Here is a 16,040-nt window from a genome sequence, read left to right on the forward strand (position 1 = left end):
AGGAGCGACCCCGTATGAAGACCGTCCACCACTGGATCGGCGGCCAGGCCGTCGACGGCGCCTCGGGCAGCTTCGGCCCCGTCACCGACCCCGCCACCGGCGAGGTCACCACCCAGGTCGCGCTCGCCTCCGCCGACGAGGTGGACGCCGCCGTCGCCGCCGCCAAGGCCGCCTACGCGAGCTGGGGCACCTCCTCGCTCGCCCAGCGCACCACCGTCCTCTTCTCGTTCCGCGCCCTCCTCGACCAGCACCGCGAGGAGATCGCCCGGCTCATCACCGCCGAGCACGGCAAGGTCCACGACGACGCCCTCGGCGAGGTCGCCCGCGGCCTGGAGATCGTCGACCTGGCCTGCGGCATCACCGTGCAGCTCAAGGGTGAGCTGTCCACCCAGGTCGCCAGCCGCGTCGACGTCGCCTCGATCCGCCAGCCGCTCGGCGTGGTCGCCGGCATCACGCCGTTCAACTTCCCGGCCATGGTGCCGATGTGGATGTTCCCGCTCGCCATCGCCTGCGGCAACACCTTCGTCCTCAAGCCCAGCGAGAAGGACCCCTCGGCCGCCCTCCGGCTCGCCGAGCTGTTCAGCGAGGCCGGACTGCCCGACGGCGTCCTCAACGTCGTCAACGGCGACAAGCCGGCCGTCGACCGCCTCCTGGAGCACCCGGACGTCGCCGCCGTCTCCTTCGTCGGCTCCACCCCGATCGCCCGCCACATCCACGCCACCGCCTCCGCGAACGGCAAGCGCGTCCAGGCCCTCGGCGGCGCCAAGAACCACATGCTGGTCCTGCCCGACGCCGACCTCGACGCCGCCGCCGACGCCGCCGTCTCCGCCGCGTACGGCTCGGCGGGCGAGCGGTGCATGGCGGTCTCCGCCGTCGTCGCCGTCGGCGCGATCGGTGACGAACTGGTCGCCAAGATCAAGGAGCGGGCCGAGAAGATCACCATCGGCCCCGGCCACGACCCCGCCTCCGAGATGGGCCCGCTCATCACCGCCGCCCACCGCGACAAGGTCGCCGGCTACGTGGCGGGCGCCGCCGCCCAGGGCGCCGACGTGGTCCTCGACGGCACCGGCTTCACCGTCGAGGGGTACGAGAAGGGGCACTGGATCGGCCTCTCCCTCCTCGACAAGGTCTCCACCGACTCCGACGCCTACCGCGACGAGATCTTCGGCCCGGTCCTGTGCGTCCTGCGCGCCGAGACCTACGAGGAGGGCCTGGCCCTCATCAACGCCTCCCCGTACGGCAACGGCACCGCCGTCTTCACCCGCGACGGAGGCGCCGCCCGCCGCTTCCAGCTGGAGGTCGAGGCCGGCATGGTCGGCGTCAACGTCCCGATCCCGGTCCCCGTCGGCTACCACTCCTTCGGCGGCTGGAAGGACTCCCTCTTCGGCGACCACCACATCTACGGCAACGACGGCACCCACTTCTACACCCGGGGCAAGGTCGTCACCACCCGCTGGCCCGACCCCGCCGACGCCCCCACCGGCGTCGACCTGGGCTTCCCGCGCAACCACTGACGCCCGCCCCACCTCCCCGCACGCCCCCGGCGCTCTCCCGCGAGCACCGGGGGCGTGCTACACCCACGGGATGATCAGCCGACTGCCCCTGGACGGACAACTCCCCGCCCTCCGCACCACCTTGTCCCACAACCCCACCCTCCTCACCGTCCTCGACCGCGCCGCCACCCTCGCCCTCCCCGGCTGGTACCTCACCGCCGGCTGCCTCTTCCAGACCATCTGGAACGTCACCACCGGCCGCCCGCCCGAACAGGGCATCAAGGACTACGACCTCTTCTACTACGACCCCACCGACCTCTCCTACGAGGCCGAGGACCGCGCCATCCGCACCGCCCGCACCCTCTTCGCCGACCTCCCCGCCGAGGTCGAACTCCGCAACCAGGCCCGCGTCCACCTCTGGTACGAGGCGAAATTCGGCACCCCCTGCCCACCCCACCCCTCCACCGAGGCCGCCATCGACACCTTCGCCGCCACGACCTGCTGCCTCGGCATCCGCCTCGAACCGGACGACCACTGGCGCGTCTACGCCCCGCACGGCTTGGCGGACGTCTTCAACCTGGTCCTCCGGCCGAATCCGGTCCTGGCTCCGCGTGAGGTGTACGAGGCGAAGGCGGAGCGGTGGCGGGGGGAGTGGCCGGAGCTGCGGGTGCTGGGGTGGCCGGAGGCGGACTGACGGCGCCCGTGCCCACCGCCCCCTCACTCCAACTCCCACCCCAGCATCGCGAACCGCCCCTCGTTCACCGCCCCCGCCGACCGATAGGCAGCCAGCGCCGCCCTGTTCCCCGGCTCCACCCCGACCCACATGCCCCGACACCCCCGTTCCCGGGCCACCTCGGCCAGAGCCTCGATCAGCGCCCGCCCGATGCCGAGGCGGCGGTGTGCGGGTGCGACCCCCAGTTCGTAGAGGAGCATTTCGGGGCCTTTGTCGGGGTGGGTGGTCTCCACGCCGGAGATGAAGCCGACAGGTTCGCCGTCGGCGTACGCGAGGAAGAGGTGATGCCCCTCACGTCCGAGGAAGTCGAGGGCGTGGGAGGGGTGAACCGGAGCGTCGAACAGGGGGCTGGCGGCGAGGAGTTCGGCAACGCTGCGAGCTGGGCGGATGTCCGGCGGGGGCGAGGGCTGCGTCATGGGTAGGGCCTACCACGGATGCGGTACGCGGGACGTGGGTATACGCCTCGCGCAGCACGTCAGGGTCCCCCTGGAGGGGGCACGGAGCACCCTTCGGGCGCCCGTACCGTGGGTCCATGCGTCTCAACAAGCACGGACCGCCCAGGTGGCGGGCAGCCCTCGCCTCGGCGGGTGTCCTGGCCGCCCTGCTCGTTCCGGCGGGCTCCGCCTCGGCGGCCGAGGACGGCGGCGGGGTGAAGCGGCAGGACCAGATCCTGAGGACCGGCGACGGGGTGCGGATCGACACCTCGTACTTCACCGCGGGCGGTGAGGGGCGCCGGCCCGCCGTGATGCTCGCCCACGGCTTCGGCAGCAGCAAGACCGACCTGAAGCAGCAGGCGGAGAAGCTGGCCGAGAGCGGGTACGCCGTCCTCACCTGGACCGCGCGCGGCTTCGGCAGGTCGACCGGGAAGATCGGGCTCAACGACCCGAAGGGCGAGGTAGCCGACGCGCGCAAGCTCATCGACTGGCTCGCCGAGCGGCCCGAGGTGCAGCTCGACGCCGAGGGCGACCCGCGCGTCGGCATGACCGGTGCCTCCTACGGCGGCGCCGTCTCCCTGCTCACCGCCGGGTACGACGAGCGGGTGGACGCCATCGCGCCGCTCATCACCTGGTGGGACCTGCCCGAGGCGCTCTTCCCGAACGGGGTCTTCAAGAAGCTGTGGACCGGCATGTTCCTGTCCACCGGCGGGGGCTGCGAGCGGTTCGAGGACGAGCTGTGCGCGATGTACAACCGCGTCGCCGTCTCCGGCAAGCCCGACGCGAAGGCGGCCGAGCTGCTCGCCGCGCGCTCCCCGAAGGCGGTCGCCGACCGCATCAAGGTGCCCGCCCTCTTCGTCCAGGGCCAGCAGGACTCGCTCTTCCCCCTCTCCCACACCGACCAGGCCGCCAAGGCGCTGAAGAAGAACGGGCAGCCCGTCGCCGTCGACTGGATGGCCGGCGGCCACGACGGCGGCAACCCCGAGGCGGCCCGCGTCGAGCAGCGCGTCACCGGCTGGTTCGACCGGTACCTGAAGCAGGACAAGAACGCCGACACCGGGCCCGCCTTCCGCGTCACCCGCACCGGAGGCGTCGACTCCACCAACGGCGCCGCCGAACTGCGCGGCGCCACCGGCTCCAGCTACCCCGGCCTCGGCCACGACCCGGTCCGCATCCCGTTGACGGGCCGCGAGCAGAAGGTCGACAACCCGGCCGGCGCCGTCCCGCCGTCCATCTCCACCCTGCCGGGCCTCGGCGGCGGCGGACCGGGCGGCGGCGAGAGCGCGGACCAGGGCAGCAGCCTCGCCCAGCTCTCCTCGCTCGGCATCGGCGTCTCCTTCGACTTCCCCGGCCAGCACGCCCGGTTCGACTCGGCCCCCGTCGAGAAGGACCTGCGGATCACCGGCTCCCCGACGGTCCGCGTCAAGGTCTCCGCCGACACGAAGGACGCCGTCCTCTTCGGCAAGGTCTACGACGTCGGCCCCGGCGGCCGCAGCCAGATCCTCCCCGGCCAGCTGGTCTCCCCGGTCCGGGTCACCGGCGCCGACCAGGGACGCACCCTCACCCTGAACCTCCCGGCCATCGACCACGAGGTCCGCAAGGGCCACTCGCTGCGCGTCGTCCTCGCCGCCACCGACCTCGGCTACGCCTCACCCACCGAACCGGCCACGTACCGGATCGCCGCCGAGGGCGACCTGAACGTGCCCACGGCCCCGGCCGTCCGCACCGCCGCGACCCCGCTGCCCACCTGGGTGTGGGCGCTGCCGCTCGGCGCGGCCGTGATCGCCGCCGGGCTGCTCCTCCTCGGCCGTCGCCGCACCAGCGCGCCCCCGGCCGACCCGGAGCTGGCCGAGGTACCGCTCAGGATCACCGGCCTCAGCAAGAAGTACGCCGGCTCCACCGACCGGTACGCCGTCCGCGACCTCTCCTTCGGGGTCGAGCGCGGCCAGGTGCTCGGCCTGCTCGGTCCCAACGGTGCGGGCAAGACCACCACCCTGCGCATGCTGATGGGGCTCATCCGGCCCGACGAGGGCGAGATCCGCGTCTTCGGCCAGGCCATCCGGCCCGGCGCGCCCGTCCTCTCCCGCGTCGGCGCCTTCGTCGAGGGCGCCGGCTTCCTGCCGCACCTCAGCGGCCGCGCCAACCTCGACCTGTACTGGCAGGCCACCGGCCGCCCGGCCGAGGACGCCCACATCGAGCAGGCCCTGGAGATCGCCGGGCTCGGCGGCGCCCTGGAACGCGCCGTCCGCACCTACTCGCAGGGCATGCGGCAGCGGCTCGCCATCGCCCAGGCCATGCTGGGCCTGCCCGACCTGCTGATCCTGGACGAGCCCACCAACGGGCTCGACCCGCCCCAGATCCGCGAGATGCGCGAGGTGATGATCCGGTACGCGGCGGCCGGGCGCACCGTCATCGTCTCCAGCCACCTGCTCGCCGAGGTCGAGCAGACCTGCACCCACCTGGTCGTCATGGACCAGGGACAGCTGGTGCAGGCCGGGCCGGTCGCGGAGATCGTCGGCAGCGGCGACACCCTGCACGTCGGGCTCGCCGCGCCCGTGGACGCGCCGCTCGCCGACAAGGTCGCGGCGCTGGACGGCATCGCCGCCGTCGACCCGACCGAGAACGGGCTGCTGGTCCGGCTCGACGGCATCGGCGCCGACCAGCTCGTCGTCGAACTCGTCCGCCTCGGCGTGCCGGTGGCCTCGGTCATGCCGCACCGCCGCCTGGAGGACGCCTTCCTCACCCTGATCGGAGGTACCGGATGAGCACCCCCGGCACCCTCACCGACCCCGCCCGCACCGACCCGACCGCCCCCGGCTACCGGCCCGGCCGGACCCTGCCGCTGCGCGTCGAGGCCGTCCGCCAGCTGCGCCGCCGCCGTACCCAGGTGATGGCGGCGATCCTGGCCCTGCTGCCGGTCGTCATGGTCGCCGCCTTCGCGATCGGCGGCGAGCCCGAGCGGCGCGGCCGGGTCAACCTGATGGACACCGCCACCGCCTCCGGGCTCAACTTCGCGGCCGTCTGCCTCTTCGTCTCGGCCGGGTTCCTGCTGGTCGTCCCGGTCGCGCTGTTCTGCGGCGACACGGTGGCGAGCGAGGCGGGCTGGTCCTCGCTGCGGTACCTGCTGGCGGCACCCGTACCCCGGGCCCGCCTGCTGTGGAGCAAGCTCGTCGTCGCCCTGGCCTTCAGCGCCGCCGCGATGGTGCTGCTGCCCCTGGTCGGCCTGCTGGTGGGCACCCTCGCCTACGGCTGGGGCCCCCTCCAGATCCCCACCGGCGGCGCCCTCCCGGCCGGGGAGGCGGTGGGCCGGCTGGCCGTGGTGGTGGCGTACGTGTACGTGTCGCAGCTGGTCACCGCCGGTCTGGCGTTCTGGCTCTCGACCCGCACCGACGCCCCGCTCGGCGCGGTCGGCGGCGCGGTCGGCCTGACCATCGTCGGCAACGTCCTGGACGCCGTGACCGCCCTCGGCGACTGGCGCGCCTTCCTCCCCGCCCACTGGCAGTTCGCCTGGGCCGACGCCCTCCAGACCGACATCGCCTGGTCCGGCATGCTCCAGGGCGCCTCGGTCTCCGTCAGCTACGCCCTGATCCTCTTCGCGCTGGCCTTCCGGGGCTTCGCGGGGAAGGACATCGTGTCCTGAGGGGTGGGACACCCGGCGACGGCCGCCCTCTCCCTCCGGAGCGGGCGGCCGTTGCCTTCCGCGGTTCCACGGTGCGCGGTGCGGTGGCCGTGGTGTCAGGCGGTCCGCAGCTTCGACCAGGTGTTCTTGCCGACGATGCCGTCGACGGCCAGACCCTTGCGGGACTGGAACCAGCGCACGGCGCTCTCCGTCGCCGGGCCGAAGTTGCCGTCGACCGTGAGCTTCGGCGAGTAGCTGGTGGCCGCGTTGATCAGGGCCTGGATCTCCTTGACCCGGTTGCCCACCTGGCCGCGCGAGGTCATCGCGTTGCCCGAGTAGAAACGGCAGTAGTTGCCGATGTACAGATCCTGCACACACCCCTGGGCCGCCGCGACCGGCGCCGCGGCGGCTGCGGTCGCCGTGGAGGTGACAGCCGATCCGGCGAGCAGTGCGGCGGCGACGGTGGTGACGGCGAGGATTTTGCGGGGACCTGCGGCGGACGACGACATGGTGGATTCCCTCCCTGGTGGACCTGTGGACGGAGCAGACGCTACGCAGCGCCACCGCGCCGGCACAGACCGCGGGCGACCCAGCTTCGATCCTGGACCGTCCCACCCCCCGACCTGCGGGGACGCCGAGCGGAGTGATCACCTCCGTCCCGAAGGACGGCGCCTCGGGCCCGGGACCACGCCGGGGCCTGGCCGGAGCTCCGGGGGCCCCTGCCGATAATGACCCCATGGCACAAGCGACCCCCACCGCCGAGCGGGCCTACGAGCACGTGAAGGAACTCATCCTCGACGGCACCTACGGCAGCGGTGAACTCCTCTCCGAAGGGCAGGTCGCCGCCGAGCTGGGCATCTCCCGTACGCCGGTCCGCGAGGCGTTCCTCAGGCTGCGCTCCGACGGCTTCCTGGAGCTGTACCCGAAGCGCGGTGCCCTCGTCGTGCCCGTCTCGCTCGGTGAGGGGCGCGACATCATGCAGGCCCGGCTGCTGCTGGAGAGTTACGCGCTCGACACCCTCGCCGCCCGCGGCCCCGAGGCGCTGCGCCGCGTCGGTGACGACCTGGCCGCGCGCTGCGGGCCCGCCGCCACCCCGCGCGAGGCCCGCGACGCCGGGCACGCCTACCACGCCGCGCTGGTCGCCGCCGCGGGCAACCGCACCGTGACCGGGCTCTTCGAGACGCTCTGGCACCAGCACCAGCGGTTCACCGCCGCCGCCCTCATCGGCCGCCAGGAGGTCGCCGAGGACACCGCCGAACACCTGGCCCTGGCCCGCGCCCTCCAGAACGGCGACGCGGCCGGCGCCAAGGACCTCCTCCACCGCCACATCGGCTCCATCCTGCGCCGTGCGGGCGCCGACGGCGACAGCCTGTCCCTGCCGGACCGGGTGGCCTGACCACCCGCCCCGGCCGGGCCTCGCCTCAGCGTCGCCCGCCCGCCACCACGTACGCCGTGATCGCGTCGCAGCCCTGCTCGGCGCGGGCCACCCGGCGTTCCAGGACCGGGAAGCGGTCGGGGTCCCGGTGGGGTTCGGCGCCTGCCGTGTCCAGGGCCTGGCGGGCCTCGGCGAGGCGGCGGTAGGCGGTGCGGCGGAGCTGGTGGCGCTCGTCGGGGGAGGCGGCCGGGGCGCGCCGGTCGTAGCGGCGCCAGGCGCGGTCGGCGGCGGCGACGCGCAGCTCGGCCCGCACCCGCCAGGAGTCGGGGCGGGTGAGGAAGTGCGCGGTGAGGACCAGGGCGGCGGCGATCACTGTCTCCAGGACCCGGGAGGGCAGGAGCTGCCGGTCGTCGCCGAGGAAGTCGATGAAGACGAAGACGATCACGGTCAGGCCGAAGGTGGAGAGGGCGTAGTGGTAGCGCACGCCCGCCGCCATCACCGCGCCGAACACGGCGGCGACCAGGATCAGCGCCCACTGGTCGGTGACCAGCCACGCCACCACCGCGACCATGCCCACCCCGGCCACCGTGCCGAGGCAGCGGTTGAGGGCCCGCCCGAAGACCGGGCCGAGATCCGGCTTGTAGAGGAAGGCCACGGTCATCGGCAGCCAGTAGCCGCGCGGGCCGTGCAGCAGGTACGCCACGACCGCCGCCGCCAGCGTGCAGCCGCCCAGCAGCAGGGCGAACCGCAACCGGTCGGCGAGACGTGGCCCGGCGTAGGCGGGCGGGTCGGGCAGCAGGGTCAGCGAGCGGCCCGGTGCCCGGTACACCTCGGCCAGCGCGCGCAGCCCCGGGGTGTCGGCGGTGAACGGCGGCTCCGGCTCCCGGTCCGGCTCAGGGGCGTGGCCGGCCGGCTCCGGTGCCGGGCGTCCGGCGCGTACCGGCGGAACCACCCGGGCGGCCAGCAGCGAGGGCACCCGGACCACCGCCGGGGGCAGCGGGCGGCCCTCGACCATGAGCGCGGTGGCCGCCTCGACCAGCTGCACCGCCGCCCGGAAGGCCGTGATCAGCCCGCCGATGGGGGTCTCCCGCTCGGCGTGCTTGCGGGAGCTGTGCACGGCCAGCAGGTCCTGGGCGGTGTTGAGGGCCAGCGTCATCCGCGCCCGCGCCTCGGTCGCCCCCGGGGTGCCGGCCCGCGACAGGGCCCGCTCGGCCGCGTCGAAGACGGCGATGACCGCCTCCCGCTCCGGGCTGTGGCGTCGCCAGAGCCAGGGCAGGCAGGTCAGCGTGAGGGCGAACAGGGCGCCGCCCAGCAGCTCCAGCGGCCCCGCCCACCACGGGCCGGGCACGGGGATGCCGGTGCCGACGGTCGCCCCCAGCAGCAGGTGCATCCCGGCCACCGAGGCGAGCGGCCCGCCGACGCTCACCCACCCCGACACCAGCCCCGCCACCGCCAGCAGCGCCGCGATCACCACCGCGTCGCCGTACCGGAGCGCCGTCGCGCCGGCCAGCAGCCCGGCCGCCGCCGAGCCGCCGAGCGCCGCGATCCGCAGGGCCCGCGCCTTGTAGGGGGCGGCGCTGTCCTGTCCCACCGCCCACAGTCCGCCGAGCCCCACGACGACGCCCGCCACCGGGTGCCCGGTCAGCAGCCCCACCATCAACGGCACCGAGACCGCGAGCGCACCCCGCACGGCGGCGGCGCGCGGGAAGGGCGCGCGGGCGGCGCGCAGCGAGCGCCCGAGCCACCCGGGCACCACCCCGCGCAGCGTCCCCGCACGGGCTCGCAGGGCTGTGGGCTCGCTCATCCACGTCCTCCTGTGCGTTCGGCCGGCCCTTTCCTCTCCACCTCCGGGCAGCAGCGGCCGGAGGACGTTGCATACAAGGATAGATGCAACAGATGCCGAACGCGTTGCCCACGGATGTCAGCCGCCTGAACAGCTCCGGGGCTCACCTTTCCCCGGGGTCCCCGGGCGCCACCCGGAACGAGACCCGGCACAGATGCCGTCCCGTACGGATCACCAGGGGCTCCCCCAGCTCCGTACCCCCGGCCGTGCCCGCGTCCGAGCTCGCCGCCACGTGCACGGCGCAGGCCACCAGGACCGGGTCGAGCCGCGCGCGGGCAGCGCCCCAGGGCCGGTCGGCCTGGGCCTCCCACACCCGGCCGTCCCGCACCCGCACCAGGCAGCGGTCGGTGTCGAGGGCGGCGCCGACCACGCTCAGGCCCGGCAGCCGCCGGAACGCCTCCTCGGCCCAGACGGTCGGCGGTGTCGCCGCGTCCACCAGGGTCCGGGCCAGTACGTCGGCGCTCTGCGGCCAGAGCGGATGAGTCTCCTCGTCGGTCACCGCGTAGAACCCGCGCGGCTCGACGGCGTGGCGCGGGGCGAGCGGATGCCGCTGTATCTCCACGGCTCCGTCCGCGCCGACCCGGCCGGTCACGTCGAAGGCGGTCGGTGCCCGGTGGGCCAGCGGTTTCGGGTCGGGGACCGGTTCCGGCTCGGGCGTCGCGGCCGGCGCCCCCACCCCGGCGTCGGCGAGCAGGCCGTACAGCAGGTCCTGGGTCAGCACCGTCGACTTGTCCGGCGCCTCCCACTGGCTGTCGACCACCGGAGCCAGCAGCTCCGGGTCGTGCTCGGCATCGGCCCGCAGCAGCTGGGCGTACAGGTCCCCGGCGACGTCCAGGCGCGGCGCGCGGCGGGCGAAGCCGGCGGTGGGCGAGGCGGCGTCCAGCTCGTCCAGGCCGGTCGCGGCGAGCAGCACCGTCCGGTCGAGGGCGGCCGAGTACAGCGAGGTGCTGCCGTGGTCCCCGACCACCCAGTCCCCGGCGACGACCGCCGCCCGCCACCCCTCCTCGGGCGGGATCACCAGCAGCCCGGCGTCCATCGCCCGCTCCAGCCGCTCCAGCACCCCGCGCCGGCTGTGCCGGGCCCAGACGTTGGGGTGCAGGACGGCGGCGACCGCGTACTCGTCCACGGGCAGCGAGGTGACCAGCTCCAGCGGCAGTTCCGGGTGGGTGCCGAGCAGGGAGTGGCTGGACCAGGTGGAGTGGAGGACCACCAGGCGGCGGCCGTCGACCGCGCCGAGCAGCGCCCGGTAGCGGTCGCGCAGCGGCAGGCTGCGGCGGATGCGGTCCAGGCAGATGTCGCCCACGACCGCCGCCCGCTCCACCGCCTCCGGGCAGCTCCCGGCGAGCCGTCCCAGCTGCTCCGAGTGGGAGACCCCGATCGCGGCCGGGACCACCTTGCCGCGCCAGGTCAGTTCCCGGCGGGAGAGTCCGGCGGGCGCCGAGGCGTCCCCGGTGGTCTCGGTGACCAGCCGGTTGTACCCGGCGCCGTGCGGCAGCACCACCAGCGGCGCGTCGAGCTGCCGCATCGAGTTGTTGACGGTGCACGCCACCGCCAGGTCGAAGGGCCGCCGGGTCGCCTCCTCCCAGCTCAGCAGACGGTCACCGACCCCGAGCGAGGTGAAGTAGGCGGGCAGCCCCTCCGCGAAGGCCGACCCGGGGTTGACGGTGTAGTACGTCTCGATGCCGTCCTCGCGGCGCAGCAGCGGCAGTACGTCCAGCAGCCGGGTCGCCGAGGTCAGCGTCCGCGCCACGCACAGGACGTGGGCCCGGGGCGCCTCCCAGGTGTCCCAGCGGTCACGGCCCGGCCGGCGCTCCCGGCCGGCCAGCGGGCGCCCGGAACGGCGCGCCCGGGTCGGCCAGGGCAGGCGGAACTCCACGGATCACGCACCTCCGGCCCGGTCGCCCGGCCCCCGCAGCTCGGCGAGGCGGCGCTCGCAGCTCTCGGCCAGCACGGTGTCCCCGGAACGCCGGGCGAGCCCCAGCAGCAGCTCCAGCGCCTCCCGGATCTTGGAGGTCAGCCCCTGCTCACCGGCCTGCTCGGCCGCGTCCGTGGCGGCGGCGACCGCCTCGGCCACCTCGCCCGCGTCCGCGTGCACCCGCGCCGTCAGCAGGGTCAACTTGGGGATCATCGCCAGGTCTCCGGTCTCCCGGGCCAGCCCCAGCGCCGCGGTGAGCAGGCGACGCGCCTCGGCGTGGTCGCCCGAGGCCCGTACCGCGTCGGCCAGGTGGTAGCTCTGCACGACGATGCCGTGCTGGTCCCCGCGCTCGGTGTTGGCGGCGAGCGACGCGGAGAACCGGTCGCGGGCGTCGGCCGTACGGCCCTGGGCGAGCGCCACCAGGCCGCCGGTCTCCGCCAGCATGCCGCGCAGCCGGGGGTCCTCGGTCAGCGCCAGCAGGGGTTCCCCGGCGCGCAGTTCCTCCGCCGCCCGGTCCAGGTCGCCGAGGGCGGCGTGGGCGCGGGCCAGCTGGTTGTGCATGCGGATCTCGGCGTCGGGCCGGTTCTCCCAGCGGGCCGCCTCGATGCCCAGCGGGTGCGCCTCCAGGGAGTCCGCGTACCGGGCCCGCTCGTGGAAGAGCGGCCACAGCGACTCGCAGATCCGCCACACCGCGTCGTGCAGCCCCTCGCGGGCGGCGGCCCGCAGCACCGCGAGGATGTTGCCGCGCTCCGCGTCGAGCCAGTCGAGCCCCTGCCCCTCACCGCTGAACGCCCCCTCGGCGAAGCCGAGTTCGGACAGCGAACGGGCAGGCGGCCCCTGGAGACGGAAGCGGCCGCCGATCGACCGGTCGGCGTGTGCCACCGCCTCGGCGTAGAAGTCGGTGACCGTACGGAGCAGGGACAGGGCCGCCTCCTCGGGCAGCGCCGCCGCCTCCGTGGCAGCGTGCGCCCGGGCCAGATCGTGCATCCGGAACCGGTGCGGCGGACCGGCCGGAGCCGCGCCGTCCCGCCCGGGCCCGACCGCGACGACGAGGTGGCTGGTCATCAGGTCTCCGAGGGCCGCGTCGGCCCGGGGGAGTCCGGCCGCGCGGGGGAGCGCGGCCGGGAAGGTGGCGCCGGGCAGTGCGCCCAGGAAGCGGTACAGGGCCCGCGTGTGCTCGGGCATCTGCCGCAGCACCGAGTCGAAGACCCGCTCCATCACGTCCACCGTTCCCTCATCGGCCGAACCCGCCCCCGCCGTACCGCGCGCCGTCTCGCCCCACGGCCCGCCGGGCCTCGTCGCCAGCGAGCGCACCGCGTCGTCCAGTCCCAGCTGGGGCCGCTCCACCAGCCACTCGCCGACCGCCCGCAACGCCAGCGGCAACCCGCCGCACCGCCGCACCAGTTCGGCGGCGGCCGGCCCGTCGCCCTGCGCCACCGGCCAGCCCCGGACGATGCCGATCGCCTCCCGCTCGTCCAGCGGATCGACGACCAGCTGCACCGCGCCGTCCATCCGCAACGCGGGCAGCATGGTACGGCTCGTCGCCACCAGCAGCCCGTCCCCGGGGGTCAGCGCCCGGATCTCCGGCGCCTGCCGCACGTTGTCGACCACCACCAGCACCCGCTTGCCCGTGGTGACCGTACGGAACAGATCGGCGCGGCCCCCGAGCCCGGCCGGCTGATGCCCGTACGGCACCCCGAAGGCGTGCAGCCAGTCCCCGAGCACCCCCGCCACATCCACGGCACCGTCCCGCCGCACGTCGGCGAGGTCCACGTACACCTGCCCGTCAGGAAAGAAGGCGCCCAGGTCGTTACGCACGCAATGCGCGATCAACTGCGTCTTCCCGACCCCGCCCAACCCCGTCACCACCACCGTCCGCACCCCTTGCCCCACAGCCGCCTCGGCCAGCTCCCGCAAGGTCCGCCGCTCCTTGGTCCGGTTCACGAACCCCGGCAGCGGAGGCGGCAGTTGGCGCGGCGGCCATACCTGCGGCGGAGCCTCGACGTTCAGCGAGTCGATCCGCTGCGCCTGCACCACGGGCCCGAACACGGTCCCACCCGACACGCTGTTCCACACCCCCGCACCCGCCCCCGCGTCGTCCCCGTCCACCACAGAACCCCTCCCCGTAGACCGGTTTGCCGCTGCGGATCAGCCTAGGGGACGGGGGTGGGGAGTTGTGGGGGTTGGGGGATTGGGGGGGCGTTGGTGTGGGGTCTGGGGGAGGATGGGCGTGGCCGAGGCAACCAGGAGGTCGATATGGGCCTTTCCTGCGATAGGCCGCAATCTGGCAAGCTTGCAGGAATGGGTGGAGGCTGCGGGTAAAGCCGCAGGTCAAGGAGTGCTCCCCGCGCCCGCGGGGTCAACTCATCCCGGCCTCCCTCAGCTCCGCCCCCGCCCCCTCACGGCTCGCACTCCCCACCCCTGCCACTGGCCCCCTCCACCCCCGCAAAGAACCCCACGACCCGCCCCGCGCACCCCCCACCAGCCATCCCCCCGTGCTCCCCATCCCGCACCACCAACAACGACCCCCCAGTCCGCGCCCGCATCGCCCGAGCCCACGGCAACGGTGTGATCACCTCGTCCCGATGGGCCACCAGCAGCAAGGGCCCGCCCGCCCGGCCCGGTTCCACCGGCGGCCGCTCGGGAGCGGGCAGGCCCGCGCACGTGCTGGTCCCCGGGATCTCGCCGCTCCCCGGGAACATCGGGCGGGTCGCGCCCAGTGCCGGGTAGGCGGTGCGGCGTTCGCCGTAGGCCGTCCACTGTTCGGTGAAGGAGGCGGCGTGGGTCACCTGGGAGCAGAGAAGTGCGGTGCCTGCGAAGGGGGCCACCAGGGGCGGTGTGGCGGCTCGGGGTTTCCCGTCGCCGCCCCCTGCCGGGGCCCGGCCCCGCGCCAGGGCCGCCAATGCGGCCCCGGCCCCCGCCCGGTCGGCCGGTTCGGCGTCCAGGTACTGGTCGGCCTCCACCCGCCCGTACGTCCCGCCGGAGGTGCGCAGCGGACGTGTCGTCAGTCGCTCGCGCAGGCCCAGCAGACGGGTCCGTACCCCGTCGGCGGTGGTGCCCAGCCCGTAGCGGCCCGAGCGGTCCGCCAGCCAGGTGGTGAAGCGTTCGAAGCGTTGTTCGCGGGCGCGGGTCACTCCGTCCAGGAGGCCGCGTAGGTCCGGGTCGGGGGAGATCACCGACTCCAGGAGCATGCGGCCGGAGTGGGTGGGGAACAGGGTGCGGTACGTGGCGCCGAGGCTGGTGCCCCAGGAGACGCCGTAGTAGTGGAGGCGGGGGGCGCGCAGGGCGCGGCGCAGGGCGTCCAGGTCGTGGGCGGCGTTGGCGGTGGTCAGGGAGGCGAGCAGGGCCGGGTCGGCTTCCGCGCAGGTGGCGTGGGCCTGGGCGAGGCGGTTCCAGTAGGCGCGGGCGGTGCGGTGGGTGGGGGCGGCGGGCTGGGGGCCGGGGTCCAGGGAATCGGCGGCGGGGCAGGTGGCGGGGTGGGAGCGGCCGGTGCCGCGTACGTCGAGGCCGACCAGGTCGTAGCGGTCCAGGAGGGCGCGGGCGCCGCCGGAGGCGAGGCCGATCGGCATCAGGCGGCCGGAGACGCCGGGGCCGCCCGGATTCAGGGCGAGGGGTTCGGCGGGGCCGTCGCCGGTGGAGGGGAGGACCGTCACCGCCAGTTCCAGGCGCCGCCCCCGAGGGGCCGTCCAGTCGACGGGCACCGTGAGGGTGCCGCAGCGCAGCCGGGCCGCGTGGCGGGCGTACGCGGGCCGGTGCTCGGCAGCGCCCCAGACCTGCGCCTCGGCCTCGCTCGGTTCCGGGCACGTACCCCAGGTCAGCGCGCCGGTCCGGGGCGGGGTCCCGGTGGCCGCAGCCTGCGGCCGTACGTCACCATCGGCGCAGGCGGCTGCCAGGAGGCCGGCGAGTACCACCCCGGCCACCATCCGCACGCCCCGCGACCGCGCGCCGCCCACCGCACCTCCACCCGGAGAGAGCCAAGCCCAGCCCGCCCGACGATAGGCATCACCACGCGCGGGCCCGGGCGACGCGCCCCGGGCCTGGGCCGACCGGGTGGCGACGCGGCGAGGGCCCCCGGGCGGAACCGGGGGCCCGGTACGTCCACCGTCTCAGCGCTTGCCGTAGCGCAGCATCTCCCAGGTCTTCGGGCCGACCATGCCGTCCGAGAGGGCTTCGCTGCCGTAGTACCACTGGAACCAGAAGACGGCCGACTCGGTGGACGGGCCGAAGTCCCCGTCGACGGCCAGCCGCTTGCCGGTCTGCTTCGGCCAGATGGTGGTCTCGTTGATGAGCGCCTGGACCTCCTTGACGTGGGCGCCCTTGCTGCCGCGCTGGGCGAAGGCGTTGCTGGTGCTGTAACCGCAGTAGAGGCCGACGGTGCTGACGCCGCGGCAGGTGTCGGCGGTGGGCGCGGCGGGCGCCGGTGCTGCGGTGGCCGGGGTGGCCGGGAGCAGGGCCAGAGCGGCGGCGGCGACCACCCCGGCGCCGACGGAGCGGGTGTACGGACGGCTGCGCATGAGATCCCCCTGTCGTCCGGCCGGGGCGGCCGCCCCGGCCCGTCGGAAGCCACCGCCGCGCCCTCCGGGCCGGTCCCCCGTGCCGGCCCGGCGGGCGCCGGTGGTGCGGTCCGC

Annotated in this window: 12 protein-coding genes; 5 read left to right on the plus strand and 7 right to left on the minus strand. The window is 74.9% G+C overall.

All coding sequences use genetic code 11. From position 1 onward, the window contains the following. The first annotated feature begins 14 nt into the window (after positions 1-14). The gene (locus tag OIM89_RS20870; RefSeq protein WP_175457860.1) at positions 15-1,514 is read left to right on the plus strand and encodes a CoA-acylating methylmalonate-semialdehyde dehydrogenase; all 1,500 of its coding nucleotides are present in this window, start codon (positions 15-17) and stop codon (positions 1,512-1,514) included. Between the two features lie 70 nt (positions 1,515-1,584). After that, on the plus strand, positions 1,585-2,187 hold the full coding sequence (locus OIM89_RS20875) for a nucleotidyltransferase family protein (RefSeq protein WP_047465145.1): 603 nt from the start codon (positions 1,585-1,587) through the stop codon (positions 2,185-2,187). 23 nt (positions 2,188-2,210) lie between these two features. Here the strand turns inward: OIM89_RS20875 and OIM89_RS20880 are convergent, their stop codons facing one another. Beyond that, a complete protein-coding gene (locus OIM89_RS20880) occupies positions 2,211-2,642 on the minus strand; it encodes a GNAT family N-acetyltransferase (protein WP_030697284.1) in 432 nt (143 codons plus the stop codon). A 116-nt stretch (positions 2,643-2,758) separates the two neighbouring features. On the opposite strand from OIM89_RS20880, the gene OIM89_RS20885 reads away from it, so the two are divergent. Both OIM89_RS20885 and OIM89_RS20890 read left to right on the plus strand, forming a co-directional pair. After that, positions 2,759-5,425, plus strand: coding sequence for an alpha/beta fold hydrolase (locus OIM89_RS20885; RefSeq protein ID WP_030697285.1), 2,667 nt, complete (start codon positions 2,759-2,761; stop codon positions 5,423-5,425). Further along, positions 5,422-6,300 (plus strand): ABC transporter permease, encoded by an 879-nt coding sequence (locus tag OIM89_RS20890; protein WP_030697286.1) that lies wholly within the window; start codon positions 5,422-5,424, stop codon positions 6,298-6,300. Before OIM89_RS20885 ends, OIM89_RS20890 begins: the two co-directional genes overlap by 4 nt. A gap of 95 nt (positions 6,301-6,395) precedes the next feature. Here the strand turns inward: OIM89_RS20890 and OIM89_RS20895 are convergent, their stop codons facing one another. Beyond that, a complete protein-coding gene (locus tag OIM89_RS20895; protein WP_037665284.1) occupies positions 6,396-6,788 on the minus strand; it encodes a peptidoglycan-binding domain-containing protein in 393 nt (130 codons plus the stop codon). Positions 6,789-7,015: 227 nt separating this feature from the next. Between OIM89_RS20895 and OIM89_RS20900 the strand changes: the two genes are divergently transcribed. After that, positions 7,016-7,675, plus strand: a complete 660-nt coding sequence (locus tag OIM89_RS20900; protein ID WP_030697288.1) for a GntR family transcriptional regulator — start codon at positions 7,016-7,018, stop codon at positions 7,673-7,675. 25 nt (positions 7,676-7,700) lie between these two features. On the opposite strand, the gene OIM89_RS20905 is transcribed toward OIM89_RS20900, so the two are convergent. From OIM89_RS20905 to OIM89_RS20925, 5 genes are all read right to left on the minus strand, one after another. Next, a complete protein-coding gene (locus tag OIM89_RS20905; protein WP_047465154.1) occupies positions 7,701-9,458 on the minus strand; it encodes an FUSC family protein in 1,758 nt (585 codons plus the stop codon). Positions 9,459-9,600: 142 nt separating this feature from the next. Beyond that, positions 9,601-11,373: a hypothetical protein gene (locus OIM89_RS20910; protein ID WP_047465157.1), complete on the minus strand. Its 1,773-nt coding sequence runs from the start codon at positions 11,371-11,373 to the stop codon at positions 9,601-9,603. Between the two features lie 3 nt (positions 11,374-11,376). After that, complete coding sequence (locus OIM89_RS20915; RefSeq protein WP_030697291.1) at positions 11,377-13,521, minus strand: tetratricopeptide repeat protein; 2,145 nt, start codon at positions 13,519-13,521, stop codon at positions 11,377-11,379. A gap of 290 nt (positions 13,522-13,811) precedes the next feature. Next, complete coding sequence (locus OIM89_RS20920; RefSeq protein WP_264491516.1) at positions 13,812-15,365, minus strand: alpha/beta hydrolase; 1,554 nt, start codon at positions 15,363-15,365, stop codon at positions 13,812-13,814. Positions 15,366-15,518: 153 nt separating this feature from the next. Further along, positions 15,519-15,926, minus strand: coding sequence for a peptidoglycan-binding domain-containing protein (locus OIM89_RS20925; RefSeq protein ID WP_030699230.1), 408 nt, complete (start codon positions 15,924-15,926; stop codon positions 15,519-15,521). Between the last annotated feature and the right edge of the window lie 114 nt (positions 15,927-16,040).

The sequence above is a fragment of the Streptomyces sp. BI87 genome (assembly GCF_025957665.1).
Taxonomy (GTDB): Bacteria; Actinomycetota; Actinomycetes; order Streptomycetales; family Streptomycetaceae; genus Streptomyces; species Streptomyces albidoflavus.

Excerpts from the sequence above, each read along its gene's own strand:
- OIM89_RS20870 (WP_175457860.1), top strand. The coding sequence starts at position 15 with ATGAAGACCGTCCACCACTGGATCGGCGGCCAGGCCGTCGACGGCGCC.
- OIM89_RS20925 (WP_030699230.1), bottom strand. The coding sequence starts at position 15,926 with ATGCGCAGCCGTCCGTACACCCGCTCCGTCGGCGCCGGGGTGGTCGCC.
- OIM89_RS20895 (WP_037665284.1), bottom strand. The coding sequence starts at position 6,788 with ATGTCGTCGTCCGCCGCAGGTCCCCGCAAAATCCTCGCCGTCACCACC.
- OIM89_RS20900 (WP_030697288.1), top strand. The coding sequence starts at position 7,016 with ATGGCACAAGCGACCCCCACCGCCGAGCGGGCCTACGAGCACGTGAAG.
- OIM89_RS20905 (WP_047465154.1), bottom strand. The coding sequence starts at position 9,458 with ATGAGCGAGCCCACAGCCCTGCGAGCCCGTGCGGGGACGCTGCGCGGG.
- OIM89_RS20875 (WP_047465145.1), top strand. The coding sequence starts at position 1,585 with ATGATCAGCCGACTGCCCCTGGACGGACAACTCCCCGCCCTCCGCACC.
- OIM89_RS20890 (WP_030697286.1), top strand. The coding sequence starts at position 5,422 with ATGAGCACCCCCGGCACCCTCACCGACCCCGCCCGCACCGACCCGACC.
- OIM89_RS20880 (WP_030697284.1), bottom strand. The coding sequence starts at position 2,642 with ATGACGCAGCCCTCGCCCCCGCCGGACATCCGCCCAGCTCGCAGCGTT.
- OIM89_RS20885 (WP_030697285.1), top strand. The coding sequence starts at position 2,759 with ATGCGTCTCAACAAGCACGGACCGCCCAGGTGGCGGGCAGCCCTCGCC.